Genomic DNA, 22,402 nt, shown 5'->3' on the forward strand with positions numbered 1-22,402 from the left:
CAGACTTGCTCGATTCCGCAATCGGGAGGAGACATGTGATGAACTTGGCCGACACTGCCGAAGCGAACGAAACCTTCGCCGGCGCCGGGCGCGCACCGCTCGGCGCAATCGCCAGCCGCGCCCTGCCCTTGCTGGCGGCCTCTGCCGGGTCGATCCTCATCTCTTGGGTCGTGCTCGCGGCCATAGCGGCACTTTCCCCCGCGGTCGGCTGGATGGGCAAGCAGATGATCGACGGGCTCGAAGGGGCAGGTGGCGGACTGCTGGACATCCTGCTGATCAATGGCTGGCAATTCGGCCTGCTGTTCACAGCATTGAAGTTGCTGGAGGTGCTCGACAAGCCGGTGGGCAAGTGGGTCGAGTCGCGGCTGGTGATCGGTCTGCAGGACAGCTATCTGGCACGCCGCCGCGAGGCCTGCCCGACCGACGACGCCGCACAGATGCTCTATGGCGCAGACGAGGCCAAGAAGGGGCTCAAGATCGTCATCGACGACGTGCCGAAGCTCGTGTTCACGCTCGCTTCGGTCGGGCTCTGGCAGATGGCGCTCGCGCCCGAATGGCTGCCGTTCATGACACTGGCGATCGTTCCATCCCTGCTGTGGCTATGGCTGCTGATCGGTCCGGTGCAGGCCTCCGCCGAACGGGCGCTGGCTGCCCAGATCGCCATTGCCGGCGCGACGGACGGCGCCGCGCGGTCCGGTCTGTCGCAGGCGCAGCGTCGCTGGCTCGTTGCCTCGGTGATCATCGATGCCTTCAAGGGACTTGGCGAGAAGGGGCTCGTCTGGCTGATCTGGGCAGCCTTCGTGGGCAGCGTCCTTGCCTTCCTGCTGGCCTTCCCGGACACGACACTGGGGCGAGACATGTCGCCAGGCGAATTTGTGGTGACGATGGTGAACCTGTCGCTGCTTGTCGATCCGCTCTCCCGGCTCGGCAAGATCGCCATGCACATGGCCCAGGCGCGGCCGGCGCTGGAATGCGCGCTCGGGCTGGCCAGAAATCCAAACCATTTCTGAACCGGATCGTTGCCGTCCCGTTGCAGGGGCATCGGGCAGGATACTGCCGTTTCCTGAAAGGAGGATGTGACATGCGACAGACCAAACCGATCCTTGCCGCCCTCATCCTGTCGACCGCGCTGGCCGGACCGTCACTGGCGCAGGAGGCCCGCCTGACGGGCACTGTCGCCGAGATCTTCGGCAATCAGGTCGTGGTAACCGGTCCCCAGGGACGCACTCTCGTGACCCTTCCGGACGGGGCTGCGACGCCTGCCGTCGGCACCCGCGTCGAGTTCGAGGGCCAGGCGAATGGCCAGACCTTCGCCGCCAGCCGGCTGAACCTCGTCACCAGCCCGCCTCCCGCTACGGCACCAGCACGAGGCCTGCCAAGCGAACTGGCCGGACTCGGCCTCACCGAGGTGACGATGCGCCATGAGATCAGCCGCAGCGGCAGTCAGGAGACCCATGTCCATGGCCGGCTGGGCGACGGGTCCTGGTTGCGCGTCAAGACCCGCGACGGCCGCCTGGTCGAGGCCCGGACTTCGGGTTCCGCACTGCCACCGGTGGTCATCGACGCGCTGCTTCCGCCGATGCTGCGCGGAGCTCGCGAACTGGACGACTTTGCGCGCATCACCGAGATCGACATCAAGCGCCGCGGTGAGGTCGAGATCGAGGGCGTCGGCCGCGACGAATTGCGCCTTGAGATCGAGTTCGGTCCCGACGGACGCCTGCGCGATTACGAACGCGAGAGGGCCGGCCGCCATCGGTCCATCAGCGAGGAGGCCGCCCGCGCTGAACTCTCCCGTCTGGGCTATGACGAGGTCGGCGTGATCAAGCGTGGCCCCCGCCATGTCGATGCGGTGGCACGCAACCCCTGGGGCGAATGGGTCGACGTGAGGCTCGATGACCGTGGCCGTGTCGAACGCGAGCGTGCTCTGACGCGCTGAGGGGGCCCACCTGCCGACAGCCCGGTCCCAAGCCGGGCTAGTCGAGCAACGCAGTCAAAGGAGATCCGACAATGACCGAAGAATTCACCCACGACACCTCGCCCGCTGCCGATGACCCGCTGGCCGAGCTGAGGGCCGAGATTCGCGCGCTGACCTTGCGTCTCGATGCTCTCGAGGCCCGCAGCGCTGCCGCGGCCGGACAGGTCGGCCCCGGCGTTACCGACCGGCTTGCCGCTGCCGCTGACACTGCCGCCATGCGTGCCGGCGCGGCCTGGGCTGCACTGCGTGGCCGTCCTACCAGCAGCGACGAAGCCGACCGGCAATCGACCGGCGTTGGATCTTCCACATCGGCACAGGCCGTCGTTCGGCCTGGATCCGGCCTTGCCGCCCTCGGCATGGTCATTCTCGCCCTCCTCGCCGCCCTCCTCGCCTTCGAGGTCGTCGAGGAAGCCTTCAAGGGGCTGCGCCATTTCCTGCGCTGGGTCTTCTGAGGCACGACCCGCGGCCTTGGGCCGCGGGTCACCCCTCGTCTTTCCTCCCGTTCCGCTACGGCAGCGCCTGCGATGCCCTGCCCCTGTCCTGCGCGCCGCTGATGCCCCTATCCTGCACGAGGACCGCAGCAAGCGCTTCGCTCTACACGAGGGACAGCGACCAACCGGCGCATTTCACGGCAATCTGGTCCGCCCGATTGCGCCGTCGCATATCCGGACGATCATCCACCGCTTCGCAGGCAATGACCTGACCGGCGATCCGTCTCACCCGCCCATCTGACGAGGATACTTCCCGCCAGCATGCTGATGCCGATCGCAAGGAGCAACGGACCAGCGATCGCTTCGCCGATGAGACCCGACGACATCGATACCGAAATCAGCATCAGGCTGAACTCGCCGCCATGAGCGAGGATGATGCCCGCCCTCGATGCAGACGGTCCAGGATCGCCGAACCAAGAAGCCAGAATTGACACGAGCACCGCCTTGCCCGGCACAAGGATGACGAGCCAGGCAAGCACGATCGGCCAGAATTCCGGGATCAGGCCGAGCGGCATCTTTGTTCCGATGCTGATGAAGAAGATGCCGACAAACAGATCCCGGAATGGGCGAATCTCCCGTTCGACGACATGTCGCGCATCACCTTCGCCGATGATCATTCCGGCCGCGAAGGCCGCGAGGGCCGGCGAGAGCCCCACCGACATGGCGGCAATGCCGGAACCGAGGGCGATTGCGAGTGCGAGGAGCTGGGCCAGTTCGGCGTCGCCGTGTGCAGCCGTCCACCTTGCAAGGGCTTGCAGCGGGCCCCGTGCAAAGAACAATGCCGCGACGAGCGCCGCCGCGCCGCCAATCACGGTAGCCACACCGTAGCCCTCTGCTGCACCGGTTGCCGCATCGTGCAGCAGCAGGAGCCCGGCCGCCGCCAGATCCTGGAAAAGCAGAACGGAGATCGCCAGGCGGCCGGCAGCGGAGCCCAGGGCGTCCACGCCAGACAGCACCTTGAGACACATCGCCGTGGACGACATCGCCACCGCCCCGCCGAGAACGACGGCCGGAACGGCAGCGAGATCGAACACGAAGCTGGCCGGCACGGCGACGAGCAGGGCCGTGACGGCAACTTGAGCGGCACCGACCCCGAAGACATGACGCCGGAGCGTAACGAGCTTCTCGAAAGAGAACTCGAGCCCGAGCGCAAACAGCAGCAGAATGACGCCGATCTCGCCGACGGTGGTGAGCGCCTCACCTTCGGCCAGCAGCCCGCTTCCGGCCGGACCGATCAGCACGCCCGTGAGAATGTAGCCGACGATGCTCGGAATACCGGCACGCGAACAGATCGTCACGAGCACGAATGCCGCGAAGACCAGCAGTGCCGCGGTCTCTGGCAATCCGGTCACGCCGTGCATGGGTGCCCTCGGTCCGAATCCCCGCTGGCAGGACGGGTGGCCCGGATCATGCTGCCTGTGACCGCGCCCAGTGTTCGATCTGTCGAGCCGACATTGCGCCGCTGGTTCTCGCAATCTCCCGTCCGCCACTGAACAGGATCATGGTCGGGATGCTGCGTATGCCGTAACGGCCGGCGAGCTGCTGTTCGGCTTCGGTATCGAGTTTGCCCAGCCGGAAATAGGGTTCGAGGGTGCGGGCCGCGGCCTCGAACTGCGGCGCCATCATCTTGCAGGGCCCGCACCACTCTGCCCAGAAATCGACGAGCAATGGCAGTTCGGCATTGGCATGACGCTCGAAATTGCTCGCGGTAAGCGTCACGGGCCGTCCTTGAAAGAGGGCAGCGCCACAGCGGCCGCACTTGGGATTGTCGGTCAACCGCCCCGGCGGCACGCGATTGGTGGAACTGCATTGCGGACATGCGACGGTTGGCATCGTGTCTTCCTTTCGTTCGTCGCTGCGACGGGGCGGATGCGAGCGGCGCTCGGTCAGCGAGCTTCCGACGCGCCCCTCGCGTCCCGGTGCCGCGGTGCCGGCAGATATTCGACACCTCCGCCCTGACGCCGCACCGGCTGCGGATAGAGTGTCATCAGCTCGAGGATCTCCGGCGGCATGTCGGTTCGCACCGGCAGGCCCATTTCGCGCGCCTCGTCGGCCGAGATGGGATAGTCATGCGTCCAGGTACCCGTTGCCAGCGTCTCTGCGAGCGCCGCTGCCCTGCCCTCGTCCATCTTGTCCGCCAACAGCCGCTTCACGAATGCCTCGATCTGGGCGACCGCCTTGCGTCCGACATCGGCCATGATGAGGGTCTGGTCGTCGACCTCGGCGATCGGCTTGCGTTCGACGACCGCGAGCAGCGAGGCGGCCGGCATCTGGCCGATCTGCGGATCGACCGGACCCAGTGCGGAATGGTCGCACATCACGATCTCGTCCGCAGCAAGGGCAATCAGCGTACCTCCGGACATCGCGTAATGCGGCACGAACACGGTGACCTTGCCCTTGTGTCCCTGAATGGCGCGGGCGATCTGCGTCGCCGCCAGCACCAGTCCGCCGGGTGTGTGCAGCACGATGTCGAGCGGCACCTCGGCATCCGTCAACTGGATCGCGCGGAGAACTTCCTCGGAATCGTTGACGTCGATGTAGCGCATCAGCGGAAAGCCCAGGAGGTTCATCGTTTCCTGGCGATGGATGAGGAGGATGACGCGGCTGCCGCGATTGCGCTCGATCTGGGCAATCTTGCGGGCACGCATCGCTTCCAGATACTTGCGCTGCAGAACCGGCTGCAGCGCGGAGACGATGAAGAACAACCAGAGCAGCTGCATCACGTCCATGGACCTATCCCTCCTTCCCGACGGCCATCCGGCAGGAAGCCGTAGACGCCCTCATCACGGTAATGGTGTCTGTAGGCGCTGGCCGGCCTCTTCAGGAGCGGCGTCACGAGCCAACCGGCGACAAAGCCACCGATATGCGCCCACCAGGCGACACCGCCCGTTGCCTGATCGCCGATCGACAGCAGACCGGGGATGACCTGCGTCGCGAACCAGATTGCCGCGAACACGATTGCGCGGATCTCGAAGAACAGCGGGATGAACAGGATCGGCACGATCACCACCAGCCGGGCCGCCGGGAACATGCGCGCGTAGCAACCGATCACGCCCGCGATCGCTCCCGATGCGCCCAGCGCCGGAACGACTGATTCGGGGTTCGCCAGCGCGTGCGCCAGCCCGGCCGCGACACCGCAGAACAGATAGAACAGCACGAAGCGACCCGGTCCGAGCCTGTCTTCGACCGCCGGGCCGAAGATCCAGAGCGTCCACATGTTCACGATGAGGTGCAGCCATCCCCCGTGCAGGAACATGTTGGTGACGAACGGGGTCGGGTCGGATGGAGCGACAAGGCTCAATCGTCCGAAGAAGCGCGACGGCACCAGCGCGAAGTCGAACAGGAACCGGTCGAGCGCGCGCGGCGGAAGGCCGACCTGGTAGAGGAAGGCGAGGAGGTTCACCCCGATGAGCGTCCAGACGACGATCGGGGGGAACCTGCGGGCAACGGTATCAGCCCAGGGCAGCATGGCGGGACTCCATGGGCGTGCCGCAGCACCTGTTCACGCCTTCCTCGACGCAACCGTCACACCCGTCCATGCCGGGGGATCGGATGCCGGGAACGACTCGAGCGAGGCTTCGAGTACCGGATCGAGCCTCTCCGGCTGCCGCTCGGAAAGATCCACCACACCGTCCATGTCGATCGCGCGTTGCACACGGTGATTGGTGATGCCGCCTGAGGGTGGACGAATGAGATATGCGCCTGCCGCGTCGACGCCCCTGAACAGCCGGTGCCGCTCGCGGCCCTGCCACGGGTTCGCGATCCGACGCACGGGTCGATCCTCCTGGACGACATAGCGCCAATCCTGCTGTTCGGCGAAGGCGACCGCACTGTCACGATCGGGGAACTTGAGACAGATCGAACGATAGGGATCGTCGCTCGAGATCCATCCCATCAGCGGATCCATCTGCGGCGGCCGGGATGGCTCGAACTCGAGGATCCAGTAGTTCGGTCGGGGAGCCGACGTCATCGCCGACCGGGCGGGACGGTAGATGATCGCCGTCGGAACGTCCCACGACCGCATATTGGTCCCGGGAATCTTTGGCGGAATGGGTGGACGGTTATGGCCGCGCATCATGCCTCGTCCTCCCGTACCTGCCCGAGCAGGGCACGCTCGAGCCGCCGACGATCTGCCAGGGGTTGCGGCAGGCGCCCTGATCGGCGATGCAGCGCGTCGAGCGTCCGGTCGGCAAGCTCCGGCGGCTGGCCCAGTTCGGCCAGCCTGTCGCGGAGAAAGGCACGCGCCGCGTCGCCGATCCGTGCCACCTCGTCCTTTTCAAGCCCGTCGAGAGCGGCGGCAGCTTCCGACGTCGTGTCGTTGAGATCGACGTGGATCAGCACCCGTCGCCATAGGGCGGGAAGTTGGGCGATCGCGCGGTGGAGCATCCGTGCCGCCTCATGGCGTTCGGCCTCGGTCTCAGCGTCGGTCGCTGACTCGTCGACGACGAGATCCTCAAGCCGCAGGACCTCGTCAGGCTGATAGAACTCGTACATCTCCTGATCGGAGCCGGTCGGATCCACGGCCGGCTGCTCGGGTTCTGCCTCCAGCGAGACGGCGGCCTCGGGCCCCGCCCGGCGAGCGGCGCGCGCCTCCTCCTCGATCGTGTCCAGCGCCAGCCGCGTCAGCCAGTCGCCGATCGAGAACCGCGTTGGCCGCTGTTCGAACCGCTCCAGACCCTTGAGGATCGTCGCATCGACGAGATCGCGGACACTCAGGTAGCCCTCGGGGACCGATCCGCTGCATTCGAGATAGGTCAATTCGCGCCGGACCACGTCATAGACCGTATCGAGGTGATCCTCGATCAGGTCGAAGAAGAGCTTGCGCCGATCGGCTTCTGCCGCATCACGGGCGGGCGGCAGCAGGGCGCCGATCCGGCGGCGGTGCGCCGGTCGCTTCCATTCCGATTCGTGCCTGAGGCGCGCCACGTGGCGATCAACCCGGTGGCGCAGGTCATCAAACGCCTTGCGCAGGACGGGCTCGATCTCGAACCCCTCTTCCCGTGCCACGATCACGCCCGAAGGAAGCTGCAGACGCAGGCTGGCCTGCAGGCGCGTCTTCCCGTTCGCCTGGGATAGGGTCACCTCGAGCCGGACAAGGCCATCTCCGAAGTGCTTCAGATGCGGTTCGAGATGCCGGATTTCCCTGTCGACGATCTCTGTCGCCCGCCGTCGGGCGTCGCCGTCAAGATTACGGAATGCCTTCAGCAGCTTCATGTGTCTCTCCGGTGCCCGAACGCGGCCGGGCGCGACATGTTGCGCACCCGGCCGCCCTGTTGCAGTCAATTCGCGGAAGACTGTCCCTCGTTCGCCGCTGCGGCTGCCGCCGCATCCGCCGCATCGGCCGATCCCGACGTCGCGGCAGCCGCCTGGTCGCCGTTGCCGGCAGTCGTCTCGCCCGGTCCGGTTGCTGCGGCGCCATCCGCCCTGGCGATCTTCTCGAAGGCCACCTTCTGCTCGTCGGACGACCAGACCACACGCACCCTGTCGCCGTCGCCGACGCGTCCGGCGAGCATTTCGCGCGCCAGTTCCGTCTCGAGTTCAGACCGGATCAGCCGGCGCAGCTCGCGCGCGCCATATTCGGGACGGAAGCCCGCGGCGGCGAAGTGGTCGATCACGCTCACGTCGAACTCGAGCTCGACGCCCTGGGTCAGCGCCGTCCGCTTCACGCGGTTCAGCTGCAGTTCGACGATCTGGCGGATTTCCGACTGGTTCAGCGAATGGAAGACGATGATCTCGTCGATCCGGTTGATGAACTCGGGCCGGAAGTGCCCGCGCAGCACCTCCATAAGCTCGGCCTTCTGTTTCGCCTCGTCGAATTCCTTGGTGCCCCGCTTCTTGAGGTTCCTCTGGATGATGTCGGACCCGAGGTTCGAGGTGGCGATGATGATGGTGTTGGTGAAGTCCACCACGCGGCCCTTGCCATCGGTCAGCCGACCGTCGTCGAAGACCTGAAGCAGGATGTTGTAGACATCCGGGTGTGCCTTCTCGATCTCGTCCAGAAGCACGACTGAATAGGGGCGGCGGCGCACCTTCTCGGTAAGCTGCCCGCCTTCCTCGTAGCCGACATAGCCGGGCGGCGCGCCCACCAGCCTTGCGACCGAATGGCGTTCGCCGTACTCCGACATGTCGATGCGGATCATCGCATCCTGATCGCCGAAGATCACCTCGGCAAGCGTCTTGGCGAGTTCGGTCTTGCCGACACCGGTCGGACCGAGGAACAGGAACGTCGCGGTCGGTCCGCGCCCCTCGCGCAGACCGGCACGCGCCAGACGCACCGCATCGGCCACGGCGCGAATGGCCTCGTCCTGCCCGATGACCCGCTCGTGCAGCCTCTCCTCCAGCTTGAGGAGCTTGTCCCTCTCTTCGGCGGTCAGTTCGGTCACCGGGATACCGGTGATCTTGGACACGATCTGCGCAACATGGTCGGCGCGCACCTCGGCGGTCGCCGAAGCCTGGTCGCGCTTCCAGATCTCGAGGAGTTCATCCAGCTCCTTCTGCTTGGCTTCGAGCTCCTGCTTGAGTTCGGCCGCACGATCGAACTGCTTGCGGTTCGTGGCATAGTCGAGCTCACGCCGGAGCTGCCCGACCTCGGCCTCGAGTTCCTGCACGTCCACGGGCCGGGCGGTAGCGCTGATCTTGACCCGTGCCGCTGCCTGATCGATGAGGTCGATCGCCTTGTCGGGCATGAAGCGCCCGGAAATGTAGCGGTCCGACAGCTCGGCCGCCGCGACAATGGCCTCGTCGGTGATCGTCACCTTGTGGTGTGCTTCGAGCGTATCCCGCAATCCGCGCAGGATCATGATGGTTTGGGCGACTGTCGGCTCGGCGACATAGACCGGCTGGAAGCGGCGTTCGAGCGCTGCGTCCTTCTCGATGTGCTTCTGGTACTCGTTGAGCGTCGTCGCGCCGATCAGATTCAGTTCACCGCGCGCCAGCGCCGGCTTGAAAACGTTGGCGATGTCGAGACCGCCCTCGCCGCCGCCCTGCCCGGCGCCGACGATGGTGTGGATCTCGTCGATGAACAGGATCAGCTCGTCCTTGTTCTCCTGTATCTCCTTCAGAATTTTCTGAACTCTCTCCTCGAACTCGCCACGGTACTTCGAGCCCGCGACCATGGAATTGATGTTGAGTTCGACCAGCCGCTTGTTGCGCAGCGCCTCCGGCACCTCGCCCGCAACGATCCGTTGTGCGAGTCCCTCGACGATGGCGGTCTTGCCGACACCCGGTTCGCCGATAAGTACGGGATTGTTCTTCTTGCGCCGGGCCAGAACCTCGATGGTCGTCTCGATCTCGCGGGCGCGGCCGATGACCGGATCGAGCTTGCCCTCGCGTGCGAGCTTGGTCAGGTCGCGGCTGAACTGGTCGAGGTCGGGTGTGGTCGACGGCGCCTCGACCCTGCCCTCCTCGGCGCCCTTGCCGACAACCTTCGTCACCTGCTGACGGAGCGCCTGCGGCGTGAGGCCGTACTTGCGCAGGATCGAGGCCGCGAGGCCCTCGCCCTCCTCGGCAAGACCGATCAGCAGATGCTCCGGACCGACATAGGAATGGCCCAGCTCGTTCGAGGCGATGAAGGCTCGGTTCAGCGCGTCCTTGAGGCGCGGACTGACGCCGATCTCGCCTTCCGGCTTTGCGTCGCCGCGCTTGGCCTCCGTCTCGATCTGGCGGCGCAGATCGTCCGCATCGACCTTGAACTGCTCGAGGACAGTCCTGACGACCTCGGAGCCGGTCAGCGCGAGCAGGAGGTGTTCCGTATCGACTTCGCCGCGCCCGAAATCTCCTGCCTTCTGCGCCGCATCCTGCAACAGCCGGTTGCCCTGTTCGCTCAGCCGATCAGCCAGAGACCGCCCGCCGCCGCGGCGCGTTCCGCGGCGGGGGGCTGGCTCGCCGAAGGTGGCGTCGACTAAATCGTTATCGCCGTCGCCACTCGCGCCAAGGACCCTGCCCCGCAATGGGCTGTCGCCGAACAGGCTGCCGAAGCCGCCGTCGCCGAAGAACTCGTCAAGGAGGGAATGCCGTCCGAACAGCGATTCCAGGGGCGAGGCGCTGCGCCCCGACCGGCGCACCATCTCGCGATAGTGCTGATCGCACAGTTCCAGGGTCTGCACCCTGCCATTGACCGTGGCGCGCACGCGCGCTGTGGCCGGGCGGCCGCAGATGTCACAGGTTCCGTTTGCCATTTGCCGTCTCCGTTGCTCGCCTCACACCTCGTCACCGGTCGTTGCTGGCCGGCCGGCTGTGTCGTCCATCGTGTCACGCTGCGGCCGAGCCGATCCGCTTCACCTGCGCCGCGATGGCGGCGAGATCGGATTCGTCGAGCGTTTCCCGCTGCAGGAGATCGCGCGCCGATCGTTCAAGCAGAGCCCTATTGGCTTCGAGCAGCGCGAGCGTGCGCTTGAACACGCCATCCACGACCTCGCGCACCTTCTGATCCATCCGCTCGGCGGTTGCCTCGCTGTAGCGCCGGTTGAGCCAGGAGGACGGATCGCCGGTGCCGAGAAAGCCGGGCCGCTCGCTGTCATAGCTGACATTGCCGAGATCGGGGTCCATGCCGTAGCGCGCGACCATTGCCCGCGCGATGTCGGTCGCCTTGACCAGATCGTCCGCGGCTCCGGTCGAAAGGTGGTCGTAGATGATCTTCTCGGCCGCCCGACCACCCAGCAGGACCGCGATCTTGTTCTCGAGTTCCTCGCGTGTCATCAGGAAGCGGTCTTCCGTCGGCCGCTGGATCGTGTAGCCGAGCGCGCCGATGCCGCGCGGGATGATCGAGACCTTGTGCACCGGGTCCGTACCGGGCAGCGCCATCGCCACCAGCGCGTGACCCATTTCGTGATGCGCCACGATCTCGCGCTCGCGCGGGTTCAGCACGCGGTTCTTCTTCTCGAGCCCCGCGACGATGCGCTCGACGGCATTGCTGAAGTCTTCCATCGTCACGGCATCTGCCTTGCGGCGGGTGGCGAGCAGCGCCGCCTCGTTGACCAGATTGGCGAGATCGGCGCCGGAGAAGCCCGGCGTGAGCGCGGCGACCTTCTCGGCATCCACGTCCGGGGCGAGCTTCACCTTCTTCATGTGGACGCCGAGGATCTGGATGCGGCCCTTCTTGTCTGGCCGGTCCACCAGCACCTGCCGGTCGAAGCGGCCGGCGCGCAGGAGCGCCGGATCGAGAATCTCGGGGCGGTTGGTGGCAGCCAGAAGCACGATGCCGACCGACGGATCGAACCCGTCGAGCTCGGTCAGAAGCTGGTTCAGCGTCTGCTCGCGCTCGTCATGCCCGCCGGCGATCTGTCCGGACGACCGCGCCCGCCCGAGAGCATCGAGCTCGTCGATGAAGATGATCGCGGGTGCGGCCTTGCGCGCCTGCTCGAACAGGTCGCGCACCCGGGCCGCGCCGACACCCACGAACATCTCGACGAATTCCGACCCGGAGATCGAGAAGAACGTGACCCCGGCCTCGCCGGCAACGGCACGCGCCAGCAGCGTCTTGCCGGTGCCCGGCGGGCCGACGAGCAGGATCCCCTTGGGAATGCGGGCGCCCAACCTGCCGTACTCGGCCGGATTGCGAAGGAATTCGACGACTTCCTCGAGTTCGGCCTTGGCCTCGTCGACACCGGCGACATCGGCGAAGCTGACGCCGGTTTCCCGTTCCATGTAGACCCTGGCCTTGCTGCGGCCGACCTGCATGAAGCCGCCGAAGCCCTGCTTCTCGGCAAACTTGCGGAACACAAGCATCCACAGCCCGAAGAACACCAGCGCCGGCGCCACCCAGGAGATCAGCGTGCCGATAAACGTGTTCCGGGGGATACCGGTGATCTCGACGCCGGAGCGACCGATCCGCTCGAGGATCGCGGGATCGACGAGAGTCGTTACGAACTGGCTCTTGCCGTCGATCGGCTCGGAGAAGGTGCCGGAGATCGTATCCGACCCGACCGCGACAGAGGAAATTTTCCCGTCATCGAGATACTTCTCGAACTGGCTGTAGCTGATCGGGGCGACGGTCTGCCACCCGGCGATGAGGTCCTGGATGAAGATGACGGCCAGAAACGCCAGAACCCAGTACCAGATATTGTATTCGGTCTTCTTCTGCATATCGTTCCCGACGTCGTCCACCTTTCGTCTCGGCCGGACCTTGCGAGGCGTGCTCGGGCGATCCGGAGAGTCGGCGACTGTCCCGGCCCGCCGAACCGTCAGCCGGACAGTCGGACGCGGATCCGTTCCAGAAGCATCAGCAGGACCTGCCGCTCCTGACTCGACAGATCCTGAAGGATGAGTTCCTCCAGTGCCCTCTGCCGCCCATCGAGTTCCTGCAAGGCTGACCGCGCCTTGTCCGTGGGCGTGACGATCTGTGCCCGCCGGTTGCCGGGGGCCGTGGAGCGTTCGACCCAGCCGTCCCTCACCATCCGGTCGACCAGCTGACCGGCGCTGGCGTTGCCGACTTTGAGCCGCCGCGCGAGTTCGCTGATCGTCAGTCCCGGCGCGTCATCGACATGTGCGGCGGCGATCCAGGTCACACGCGTCAGACCGGTATCGCGGATCTCGTCATCTATTCGCCGCTGGATCAGCTGGGCGACGCGATGGATCGTCGTTCCAATCAGCGCATGGTCGGATCTGATCATCCCTGTCTTCCTGCCTCCCAGACATTCCCGCGCGGAACCGCTCGGTGCCGCACCGCGTGGCCGGGCATCATCCCGGCCTACCGAGGGCGGCCTGCCGGCCCCTTGAATGCCATTATGGCTACATATATTATGGATGCATAGCATTTTCCAATCGGCAACCTGTCGGCGTCCGGGAAGAGGCCTGTGATGCGTCGGGGCCCCGTCCGCGACGCGGCAGGCTCGAGCCCACGGAGGATGGCAATGCTCGGTCCGACCTGTCCGCACGGCGGCGACGCGCCCCTGCCGATGCACGCGGCCATGCGGGCAGCCGACCGCCACGGTGGGCCAGCCCTCGCGTGCGCAGCCCTTGCGGCCGGCGATATCCGGCAGGGCCCGGAAGCCTTCGCTGTCGCTGCGGCACTGCCCGGCGTCCGCCCGGACGACATCGAGGTCACGTGCGACAGCCGCTTGCCGAGGATCGGCGGCAGGGGGCAGCGGATGCGGCCCGACGGCTCGACCCTTCTGATGCCGAGCCTGGCGAGGGCGATCCCGGGCGCACCTTCAGGCTTGCCAGAGACGTCGAACCTGACGGGATCGACGTCGAGATGCGTAACGGTGTCCTTGCCGTGACCCTTTCCCGTCGTCGCGAGGCGCGGACGAAGGGCTGGCGGTCAGGGGCGACTGACAGGCGAAGGAGACGACACCATGCAGATCAAGGACCTCATTCCCTGGGCGCGCAGGGACAGCGCGCCGGCCACCGAACGGGACTCCGACAATCCGATCGCGACGCTGCAGCGCGAGATGAACAACGTCTTCGAGCGGTTCTGGAACCGCGTCGGCCATCTCGACTGGCCTTGGGGCAGCGGCGAGGCCAAGTCGGACATGGTCGAGACCGACAATGCGATCGAGGTTTCGATCGAGCTGCCCGGCATGGAGATAAAGGACATCGAGGTGACGGTCAACGATGACATGCTGACCGTGAAGGGCGAGAAACGCATCGAACGCCAGGAGGAGAAGAAGGGCTACTATCTCTCCGAGCGCAGCTATGGTGCGATCTATCGGACGATCCCGCTGCCGCCGGGCGTCGATGGCGCGAAAGCCGAGGCCACCTTCAGGAACGGGGTGCTGACGATCCGGTTGCCGCAGACCCCAGAAGCGAAGGCGAAGGTCAAGCGGATCGAGGTCAAGGGCGGCTGAGACCGCCTGCCGCCGGCGCCCAACCCGGCCGTCCGGGCGGCCACCGGAGCGCCGGCCCAGTTTCCGTTGCCAATCGACATCGAGCCCCGGAGACTGAGCGTCTCCGGGGACGATTCGTTTGGAAGCGGGATGGACTCATGACGAGACATGGCCTGACCCGTGAACAATGGTCGGCGATGACGCTCTACGAGAAGTTCGAGCAGATCGTCGTCTTCGCGCTGAGCCTCATCATCGCGGTAATCGTCGTCGCCTCGCTCTGGGCGCTGCTGCGCGAGGTGGTGACCCGGCTCGTGCTTGGCGCCTTCGACCGACTTGATTACTCGACCTTCCAGGTGGTCTTCGGCATGATCTTCACCGTGGTGATCGCGCTTGAGTTCAAGCGATCGCTGCTGGTGGCCACCGAGCGAAGCTTCGGCATCCTGCAGGTGCGCACGATCGTGCTGATCGCGCTGCTGGCGATTGCGCGCAAGTTCATCATCCTCGATCTGGGCGAGGCGGAGCCCGCAAAGGTCGCGGCACTGGCCGGTGCGGCGTTGGCGCTTGGCATCGTCCATTGGCTTGTGCGCGATCAGGATCGGCGCGAGCGGCCGGAACGCCGGATGTCATGACATCAGTCTCAACCCGCCATCGCTTGCTCAATCTGGCGCAATCGGTGCTGCTGCTCGGGGCGATGGCGGCGATCGCCTGGATTTCGGTGACGGCGATCGTCGGACCCGAGATCGGCCTCATCATGGCGCTCGGAATGGTCGCCGGTCTCCTGCTGACGCCGGCATTGCCGGGCCGGCTGCTGCTCTCCGCTTACCAAGCACAACGTCTCACCGGACGCGACGGTTACGGTCTTGTCGCGGCCGTCGCCGAACTCGCCCGTCGCGCCGGTCTGCCGCGCGTGCCGGCGCTCTATCGTGTACCGAGCCGGCTCCCGAATGCCTTTGCCACAGGTAACCCGGAAGACAGTGCCATCTGCATCACGGACGGCTTGCTCGACCTGCTCGATGGCCGCGAGCTCGCCGGAGTACTGGCCCATGAGGTTGGCCACATCGCCAATCATGATCTCTGGATCATGGGTCTGGCCGACGTGATGACGCGGCTCGTGTCGCTGGCGAGCTGGATCGGGCAGCTGCTGCTCATCATGAACCTGCCCCTCGTTCTCGCAGGCATGGTCCATGTCCCGTGGCATGTCGTGATTCTGCTGATCTTCGCGCCGACCCTCATGGCGCTGGTGCAGCTCGGTCTGTCGCGCACGCGCGAATATGACGCCGACCGCGTGGCGGCCGAACTGACCGGCGACCCGGAGGGCTTGATCCGGGCACTCAGCAAGCTCGAACGCAAGGTTGGCCGCTTCTGGGAGGAGATCCTTCTGCCGGGCCGCCGCATTCCGGACCCCTCGTTGCTAAGGACGCACCCCCCGACCGAGAGCCGGATCCGCCGTCTCAGGGAACTGACCCTGAACCGCCCTTCCCTCGTTCCCGCGATTGCCCGACACCCGGTCGGAATGCTGCCGCCAACGACCTTGCCGCCAAGATTCCGGCGCTTCGGGGTCTACTGGTAGGGCGGCAGGGGCGCAGTAGCGTGCCTTTCGGCGATCAGGCGGCGGCAACCAGCTGCCGCTCAGACAAAGGCTGGATCAGCGGCAAGGCCCATCGGTTCGGGACGGAACAGGCGGGCATCCATCAGGCGCAGCGGCTGTGGAATCTCGGGCCTGAAATCCATGTGAGCGAGAATGTCGCGTCCGAGGTCGATGCCTGGCGCGATCTCGACCAGCACCAGCTTGCCATCCTGCAACCGGAACACGGCCCGCTCGGTGACGAACAGCGCCCCCCTGCCCTCGGCGGCGGCGAAGGCTCCGCTGTAGGAAATCTGCTCGATTCGATTGCGGAACTTGCGGTGCCGACCTTCCTGGACGATGCGCAGCCGCCCGTCCTCGCAGGCGATGTCGAGGCCTCCCGCCGTGAAGGTTCCGCTGAAGACCGTCTCGCGCGCATTCTGCGAGATGTTCACGAAGCCGCCAATGCCGACGATGGTGCCATTGAACCGGCTGATGTTGACATCCCCCGAGGCGTTGACCTCCACGAAGGACAGGAAGGCCCGATCGATACCTCCGCCATCGTAGAAGTCGAACTGATAGGGTTGATCGACCATTGCCGACCAGTTCTGCGCGGCACCCGAATCCGGCCCGGTCAGCGGTGCACCGCCGATGAAACCCTGCTCATTGGTCAGGATGATCCTGTCGAGGATCCGCTCCTCGGCTGCGACCGACGATATGCCGGTCGAGATCCCGGCGCCGATGTTGCATATCACCCCGGGACGCAGCTCCATTGCCGCACGACGAGCGATGATCTTGCGCGGACCGAAGGGCAACGGTGGAATGGCTCCCAGCGGCACGCGCAATTCTCCCGAATAGCTGGCGTCGTAGAATGTGGCGTAGGTCTGGCTCTGGTCGGGCACGATGACGACGTGATCGACGAGGATGCCCGGAATCCTGACCTCCCGGTAGCGCAGCGTGCCCGACTTGGCGAGGCGCTTCACCTGGACGACGACCTTGCCGCCCATCCGACGGACTGCCTGCGCCGTCGACAGCATCTCGCCGGGGATCGCCTCGTGCTCCATCGTGATATTTCCGTCCTCGTCGGCCGTCGTGCCGCGCAGGAAGGCAATGTCGATCCTGAAGGGCAGGAACCGCAGCCATTCCTGGCCGTCGAGTTCTATCAGTTCGACGCGGGGTTCCGTCATCCTGCCACCCTGAAGGCCGCCGCGCTGCCGCGGATCGACAAACGTATGCAGACCGGTCCGGGTGATCAGACCCGGCCGTCCGGCTGCCATCTCGCGCATCAGCTGCGACAGCACGCCCTGCGGGAGCGTGTAGGCCTCGATCTCGTCGTTCAGTGCCATCGGGATGAAGGCCGGCGAGTCGACCAGCGCGCTGGTGATGAGCCGCCGCACCATCCCGGGCCTGGCTAGGTGTGCGGCGCCGCGTGTCCGCCGGTCACCGATCCCCACGACATGCGAGAAGGTCAGCCCTGCGGGCCTGCCGGTTTCCGCGAAGCGTTTCCCCAACGCGGCCAGCAGCGCTTCGGGAACGCAGTGCCCTCCGCCAGATCCGCTTGCGATCAGCGACATGCCGTCCTCGACGAGGTTCGCGGCATCTTCAACAGTCAGGATCTCCACCTCGGCTCCCCATTCCTGCAAGGTTGACGGCCGACAATCTCGATTGTAACCGTTTACAGGACTGGTAGCAGCACGCGCTCCGAGGCGCAAGACCCGGGTCCGAGCGCGCAAAACCGGAGGTAGGCGCCGTGAGCAGATCTGGTTTGGATTTCGTTAAGGTCGGTGAGGTTTTCAGGTTCGCAAAGACAGTCGGTGAGGTTGACGTAACGCTTTTTGCCGGTCTCACCGGCGACTTCAGCGACACGCATATCAATGAGCAGTACATGCAGGAGCGGTCCAACCTCGGCCGCCGGATCGCCCATGGAGCGCTGATCGTCGGTTACATGTCTACTGTCTCGACGATCAGCATCCAGCACATCATCCACAAGCCCGACCTGATCGATTTTCCGGTTTCGGCCGGATACGACAGGATCCGGTTCCTGCGCCCGACCTTCTTCGGCGACACCGTCACCGTGAGCTACGAGATCACGGAAGTCGATCACGAAGCCGGCAAGAGCTTCGCGAAGATGGAGGCAGTCAACCAGAAGGGCGAACTGCTGGCTGTCGGCGTGCACATCATGCGATGGGCACGCAAGCTCAAGGAGGCATGATGCCCGGCGTGCCGCTGCTCGGGTCCGGCCTGCTGGCGATCTGGAACGGTATCGAACCGGGCTTCGACGCCGATTTTCTCCGCTGGCATGTCGGCGAGCACATCCCCGAGCGACTGGCCGTGCCAGGCTTCCAGCGGGCGCGGCGGTATCGTGCCGTCGAGGCGACGCCGGCCTACTTCAACTTCTATGAGGTCACCCATCCGGACGTGTTCGACTCGCCCGCCTATCTGGAACGGCTCAACAACCCGTCCGACCGGACACGCCTCGTTGTCCCGCACTTCACCGACACCATCCGCATCCCCTGCCGTGTGGTGTCCAGTCGGGGTGCCGGCATCGGCGGCTTCGTGGCGACGATCCGCAGCGATGGTGAGCCCGATGCATTGCCGGTCCTGATGGAGGCGCTGGCTTCATCGCCGGATGTGACCGGTGTGCATCTGCTCGCACGCCATTCAAGGCCGTCGGTCGCAACGGCCGAATCCGCCATGCGGGCGGGTCCGGACGGTACCGCGCGGGCCGTATTGCTTGTCGAGGGGGTGTCGCCCGAGCTGCTGATGGCGGCCGTCCTTGCGCACGCCTCGGACGCTGCGTTCCACCGCGCGTGCGGTGCGGTTGCGACGGCGCGTGGGCTGTATCAGCTCGATTTCGTGATGACCCGCCCGGGCGTGGACGGACCGGAGGAGACGACATGAAGCTGGTCAGATACGGACAGCCGGGCGCCGAAAGACCCGGGATCATCGACACCGACGGGACGCTGCGTGACCTGAGCGGTCACGTCGCGGACATCACTGGCGCGGCCTTTGAGGCCGGCCTTCTCGATACCCTTAGGGGCATCGGGTCTGCGAGTCTGCCGGCAGTTGCGGGCGCCCCACGGCTCGGCCCCTGTGTCGGCGACGTCAGGACATTCTGGGCGATCGGCCTTAACTACACCGATCATGCCGAGGAAACCGGTGCGCCGATCCCGAAGGAGCCAATCCTGTTCAATAAGGCCCGCAGCTGCATCGTCGGTCCGAACGACACGGTCGTCCTGCCCCCTGGATCGCGCGAGACAGACTGGGAGGTCGAACTGGCCTTGCTGATCGGCAGGAGCTGCTACCGGATCGACCGTACCGAGGCTGCCGCGGTCATCGCCGGCTACTTCATCTGCAACGACATTTCCGAGCGCGATTTCCAGCTTAAGCGCGAAGGACTGTGGACGAAGGGCAAGTGTTGCCCAACCTTTGGCCCGATCGGGCCGTGGCTGGTGACGCCGGACGAATTCGGCGATCCGCAGGACAAGCACCTGTGGCTCGACCTCAACGGCGAGCGGATGCAGACGGGGCACACCGCGCGCATGATCTTCCCGGTCACCGAAATCGTCTCCTATCTCAGCCATTTCGTGAGGCTCGAGGCAGGCGACATCATCACCACAGGTACCCCACCGGGCGTTGGCCTGGGCATGAAGCCGAACCGGTTCCTGCGTCCGGGCGACGAGATGCGGCTCGGCATCGACGGTCTCGGCGAGCAGCGGCAGTCGGTCGTCGCCTATCACGGCTGAGCTCGGATCGTCCTGTCCGGTTGACATCGTGGCGCATGGCGGCGTCGACTTGGCCGGTGCCGTCAGCCGGAGGTGGGTCGATGAAGGAGCGGGCGAAGCGCGAAAGGAGCCGCGTCGGACTGAGAGAGGTCGCCGCGATCGCCGGTGTTTCCACGGCGACAGTCTCGCGCGTCATCAACCGCCCGGAAAGCGTTTCCGACGATCTGCGCAGACGCGTGACAATGGTCATCGACCAACTCGGCTGGGTGCCGAATGCGGCGGCACGCGCCTTGTCCTCGCAGCGAACCGGGGCGATCGGTGCAATCTTCCCCGCTCTCGCGCTCGGCGACTTTGCCCGCGCGATCGACGCCATGCAGGATGCCTTGGCCGAGCGCAATTTCCTTCTGCTGCTCGCACGCTCCCGGTATGACGCCGATCTCGAATACCGGCTCGTACGCAAGCTGGCCGAGCGCGGCGTCGATGGGCTGATCCTTGTCGGCAGCACCCGTTCCCACGATTACGAGGATTTCCTGAGCAAGCTGGAAATTCCCTATGTCAATTCCTTCGTCTATCACGAGGGCAGCGAGGTGCCGTGCGTCGGTCCCGACAACCGGGCCGCAATGGCCGAGATGGCCGATTACCTCGTGTCGCTCGGCCACCGTCGATTCGGGATGATTGCTCAGACCACGCGCAACAACGACCGGGCCGCCGCACGCCGCGACGGCGTTCAGGAAGCTCTCGCGCGCTATGGCATCGCCATCCCGCCATCGGCCATGCGGGAGGGAGAGTGGAGCATCGGCGAGGGCCGGCGTCTGTTCCGGCAGATCCTCGACTCTCCGTTGCGTCCCACGGCTGTGATCTGCGGCAACTCGCTGCTTGCCATTGGCGCGGTGCTCGAGGCCACCGCGCTCGGCATCCGGATTCCCGACGAGATGTCCATCGTCGGATATGACGACATTGAACCGATGTCCGAGCTGCCGGTTCCGATCACGACCGTGCGGGTCGCTTCCGACGAGGTCGGCCGGGTTGCCGCCAACACCATCGTTGACATGGTGGAAGGCGTCCCCGGAGTGGTCAGCCGCCGCATCCCGAGCGAGATCGTCGTGCGCGCCTCGTCGGGGCCAGCACCGTCCGAACAGCCCCTGTCATCCGCCGCCAGAACGGGTGCGCTGACTTGACTTGCACGCCTGCGCACGGCAGTATGTAAGCGTTTACATATTGCCATGCTTCAGGCAACGGGAGGAAAATACCGTGGTGCGGATAGGATCTTTCATCAGAGCGGTCTCGCTTTGCGCCGTCACAATCGGCTTTGGCAGCCAAGCGGTTACAGCAGAGGAGGCATGGCCATCGAAGCCGATCCAGATCGTTGTTCCCTGGGCCGCCGGTGGTGCGACTGACTCCGTCATGAGGATCCTTGCCGGAGAGGTTTCGGACGCCCTGGGGGTTCCGGTGTCCGTGGTCAACCAGACCGGTGCCCGGGGCACCGTCGGCACCAATGCGGTCATCAATGCCCCCCCATGACGGCTATACCTGGGCTTCGGGGGGCGTTCAGGATCTTGGCACCTACCAGGTCCAGGGCCTGCTCGACACGAAGCTGGACGATTGGCACCTGTTCCTCATCGTTCGCAACGCACCGGTGCTGTCGGTGAATCTCGACACGCCATTCAGGTCACCCCAGGACGTGGCCGCCTTCATGAACGAGAAGCCCGGCGAACTGACCGTCGGGACGTCCGGTATTCCTTCGACGGCCTATTCTGCGATGCAGGCGTTTCAGGCCCATGTCGGCGGCGATTTCCGCGCCGTGGCTTATGACGGCGATGCTCCGACGATGGTTGCCGTCGTCTCGGGCGAGGTGATGGCGACGACTCAGTCCGGCCCGGGACAGGCTGCGATGATCGCCGGCGGTCGGGTCCGTCCTCTGGCCGTGCTCGGGGATTCGCCATTGACGATCGAGGGTGCCGAGACGATCCCTGCCGTCACCGACTTCTATCCTGAATTCAAAGCGCCGGGTGTCACGATCCTCGTCGGCGTATTCCTGCCGAGCGATGTGCCGCAGGCGGTCGTGGACCGGCTCGGCGAGATCTGGGAGAATGAGATCGCCAACTCCGCCGCGCTGAAGGCCTATGCGGCGAAAAACGGCTCGATCTTCAGCCCGATCTGGGGAGAGGAGGCAATGGCGCTGGGGCGTGCCGCCGTCGCGGAGACGGCATGGCGGATGTTCGATTCCGGTGCCGCTGCGGTCTCGCCGGACACGGTCGGCATTCCGCGCCCCTAGCTCCTCGCGGTATTTCCCGGCGCCGCGAACGAACGCAGCCGCAACACGTCGGGCCCGACCGGTCCGACGCAGCTTCACCCGCAACGAGAGACGTCCCATTCGCGAAAAGACCTCGATCCGCGGCGATCTGCTGATGGGCCTGTTCTGGATCGCCTTCGGAGCCATCATCGTCGTTCATTCGACGCGGATGCCGATCCCTCACCACCTCGGCGCAACCGCCTTGACCGGACCCGGGCTGGTGCCCACGCTCCTTGGCGGTGCGCTCATCGTCCTGGGTGCCGTCCTGACCCTGCGTGCTGCGAGAGGCCATACGGTCCTCTCGCCGGAAGAGGCGGTGGAAGACCCGAACCAGCTGTCTGCACGTGGTCCGCTGCTGGCACTGGCACTGATGGTCGTCTATGCCGCGGCCCTGATGCTCCGGCAGCCCTTCGTGCCCTGGACGATCGGCTTCATCGCCCTGTTCGTCGTCACGTTCAACTGGTCAGCGGCCGCAACCGCGCCACAGAAGGGGCGACTGATCGCAGGCGCCTTGCTGCTGGGCCTCTGCACGGCGCTGGCGGTGCGCTTCGTCTTCGAGGACCTCTTCTACATCCGTCTGCCATAGAGG

General features: G+C 65.7%; 22 protein-coding genes. 12 read left to right on the forward strand and 10 right to left on the reverse strand.

Annotated elements, in window-relative coordinates; genetic code table 11:
* Window positions 1-38: 38 nt before the first annotated feature.
* The 3 genes from EDC22_RS03655 to EDC22_RS03665 all read left to right on the forward strand — a co-directional run bounded on the left by EDC22_RS03655 (window position 39) and on the right by EDC22_RS03665 (window position 2,427).
* Window positions 39-1,010, forward strand: a complete 972-nt coding sequence (locus EDC22_RS03655) for a hypothetical protein (protein WP_132805255.1) — start codon at window positions 39-41, stop codon at window positions 1,008-1,010.
* A 71-nt stretch (window positions 1,011-1,081) separates the two neighbouring features.
* On the forward strand, window positions 1,082-1,936 hold the full coding sequence (locus tag EDC22_RS03660) for a prevent-host-death protein (protein ID WP_132805256.1): 855 nt from the start codon (window positions 1,082-1,084) through the stop codon (window positions 1,934-1,936).
* Between the two features lie 71 nt (window positions 1,937-2,007).
* Window positions 2,008-2,427 carry a hypothetical protein gene (locus tag EDC22_RS03665; protein WP_132805257.1) on the forward strand — a complete coding sequence of 140 codons (420 nt, stop codon included), beginning with the start codon at window positions 2,008-2,010 and terminating at the stop codon, window positions 2,425-2,427.
* Between the two features lie 221 nt (window positions 2,428-2,648).
* On the opposite strand, the gene EDC22_RS03670 is transcribed toward EDC22_RS03665, so the two are convergent.
* The 9 genes from EDC22_RS03670 to EDC22_RS03710 all read right to left on the reverse strand — a co-directional run bounded on the left by EDC22_RS03670 (window position 2,649) and on the right by EDC22_RS03710 (window position 13,076).
* Complete coding sequence (locus EDC22_RS03670) at window positions 2,649-3,827, reverse strand: cation:proton antiporter (protein WP_132805258.1); 1,179 nt, start codon at window positions 3,825-3,827, stop codon at window positions 2,649-2,651.
* Window positions 3,828-3,873: 46 nt separating this feature from the next.
* Window positions 3,874-4,299 (reverse strand): thioredoxin TrxC, encoded by a 426-nt coding sequence (trxC, locus tag EDC22_RS03675; RefSeq protein WP_132805259.1) that lies wholly within the window; start codon window positions 4,297-4,299, stop codon window positions 3,874-3,876.
* Window positions 4,300-4,352: 53 nt separating this feature from the next.
* Window positions 4,353-5,195: an SDH family Clp fold serine proteinase gene (locus EDC22_RS03680; protein WP_132805260.1), complete on the reverse strand. Its 843-nt coding sequence runs from the start codon at window positions 5,193-5,195 to the stop codon at window positions 4,353-4,355.
* Window positions 5,186-5,935, reverse strand: coding sequence for a rhomboid family intramembrane serine protease (locus tag EDC22_RS03685; protein ID WP_132805261.1), 750 nt, complete (start codon window positions 5,933-5,935; stop codon window positions 5,186-5,188). The genes EDC22_RS03680 and EDC22_RS03685 overlap by 10 nt, the downstream gene beginning before the upstream one ends.
* 33 nt (window positions 5,936-5,968) lie before the next feature.
* Window positions 5,969-6,490, reverse strand: coding sequence for an NADH dehydrogenase ubiquinone Fe-S protein 4 (locus tag EDC22_RS03690; protein WP_245499617.1), 522 nt, complete (start codon window positions 6,488-6,490; stop codon window positions 5,969-5,971).
* A 50-nt stretch (window positions 6,491-6,540) separates the two neighbouring features.
* The gene (locus EDC22_RS03695; protein WP_132805263.1) at window positions 6,541-7,680 is read right to left on the reverse strand and encodes an HPF/RaiA family ribosome-associated protein; all 1,140 of its coding nucleotides are present in this window, start codon (window positions 7,678-7,680) and stop codon (window positions 6,541-6,543) included.
* 65 nt (window positions 7,681-7,745) lie between these two features.
* On the reverse strand, window positions 7,746-10,643 hold the full coding sequence (locus EDC22_RS03700) for an ATP-dependent Clp protease ATP-binding subunit (protein ID WP_132805264.1): 2,898 nt from the start codon (window positions 10,641-10,643) through the stop codon (window positions 7,746-7,748).
* Window positions 10,644-10,716: 73 nt separating this feature from the next.
* Entirely contained in the window at window positions 10,717-12,549 is a 1,833-nt protein-coding gene (gene ftsH / locus EDC22_RS03705) for an ATP-dependent zinc metalloprotease FtsH (protein ID WP_132805589.1), read from the reverse strand.
* Window positions 12,550-12,647: 98 nt separating this feature from the next.
* Window positions 12,648-13,076, reverse strand: coding sequence for a MarR family winged helix-turn-helix transcriptional regulator (locus EDC22_RS03710; protein ID WP_132805265.1), 429 nt, complete (start codon window positions 13,074-13,076; stop codon window positions 12,648-12,650).
* A gap of 684 nt (window positions 13,077-13,760) precedes the next feature.
* Between EDC22_RS03710 and EDC22_RS03715 the strand changes: the two genes are divergently transcribed.
* The 3 genes from EDC22_RS03715 (at window position 13,761) to EDC22_RS03725 (ending at window position 15,801) form a co-directional block, all read left to right on the forward strand.
* Entirely contained in the window at window positions 13,761-14,252 is a 492-nt protein-coding gene (locus tag EDC22_RS03715) for an Hsp20/alpha crystallin family protein (protein ID WP_132805266.1), read from the forward strand.
* Window positions 14,253-14,428: 176 nt separating this feature from the next.
* Window positions 14,429-14,860, forward strand: a complete 432-nt coding sequence (locus EDC22_RS03720) for a phosphate-starvation-inducible PsiE family protein (RefSeq protein WP_132805590.1) — start codon at window positions 14,429-14,431, stop codon at window positions 14,858-14,860.
* On the forward strand, window positions 14,857-15,801 hold the full coding sequence (locus tag EDC22_RS03725) for a zinc metalloprotease HtpX (protein WP_132805267.1): 945 nt from the start codon (window positions 14,857-14,859) through the stop codon (window positions 15,799-15,801). Before EDC22_RS03720 ends, EDC22_RS03725 begins: the two co-directional genes overlap by 4 nt.
* Window positions 15,802-15,860: 59 nt before the next feature.
* Here EDC22_RS03725 and EDC22_RS03730 read toward each other — a convergent pair whose 3' ends face one another.
* Window positions 15,861-17,417: an acyl CoA:acetate/3-ketoacid CoA transferase gene (locus tag EDC22_RS03730; RefSeq protein ID WP_132805268.1), complete on the reverse strand. Its 1,557-nt coding sequence runs from the start codon at window positions 17,415-17,417 to the stop codon at window positions 15,861-15,863.
* Between the two features lie 128 nt (window positions 17,418-17,545).
* On the opposite strand from EDC22_RS03730, the gene EDC22_RS03735 reads away from it, so the two are divergent.
* The 6 genes from EDC22_RS03735 (at window position 17,546) to EDC22_RS17885 (ending at window position 22,399) form a co-directional block, all read left to right on the forward strand.
* Window positions 17,546-18,007, forward strand: coding sequence for a MaoC family dehydratase (locus EDC22_RS03735; protein WP_132805269.1), 462 nt, complete (start codon window positions 17,546-17,548; stop codon window positions 18,005-18,007).
* On the forward strand, window positions 18,007-18,696 hold the full coding sequence (locus EDC22_RS03740) for a DUF4286 family protein (protein ID WP_132805270.1): 690 nt from the start codon (window positions 18,007-18,009) through the stop codon (window positions 18,694-18,696). The genes EDC22_RS03735 and EDC22_RS03740 overlap by 1 nt, the downstream gene beginning before the upstream one ends.
* Window positions 18,693-19,541, forward strand: coding sequence for a fumarylacetoacetate hydrolase family protein (locus tag EDC22_RS03745; protein ID WP_132805271.1), 849 nt, complete (start codon window positions 18,693-18,695; stop codon window positions 19,539-19,541). Before EDC22_RS03740 ends, EDC22_RS03745 begins: the two co-directional genes overlap by 4 nt.
* 80 nt (window positions 19,542-19,621) lie before the next feature.
* Entirely contained in the window at window positions 19,622-20,698 is a 1,077-nt protein-coding gene (locus tag EDC22_RS03750) for a LacI family DNA-binding transcriptional regulator (RefSeq protein WP_132805272.1), read from the forward strand.
* A gap of 329 nt (window positions 20,699-21,027) precedes the next feature.
* Window positions 21,028-21,795, forward strand: a complete 768-nt coding sequence (locus tag EDC22_RS03755) for a tripartite tricarboxylate transporter substrate-binding protein (protein WP_165926777.1) — start codon at window positions 21,028-21,030, stop codon at window positions 21,793-21,795.
* 133 nt (window positions 21,796-21,928) lie between these two features.
* Window positions 21,929-22,399, forward strand: a complete 471-nt coding sequence (locus EDC22_RS17885) for a tripartite tricarboxylate transporter TctB family protein (RefSeq protein WP_165926778.1) — start codon at window positions 21,929-21,931, stop codon at window positions 22,397-22,399.
* The last annotated feature ends 3 nt before the right edge of the window (window positions 22,400-22,402 follow it).

The sequence above is a fragment of the Tepidamorphus gemmatus genome (assembly GCF_004346195.1).
Taxonomy (GTDB): domain Bacteria; phylum Pseudomonadota; class Alphaproteobacteria; order Rhizobiales; family Tepidamorphaceae; genus Tepidamorphus; species Tepidamorphus gemmatus.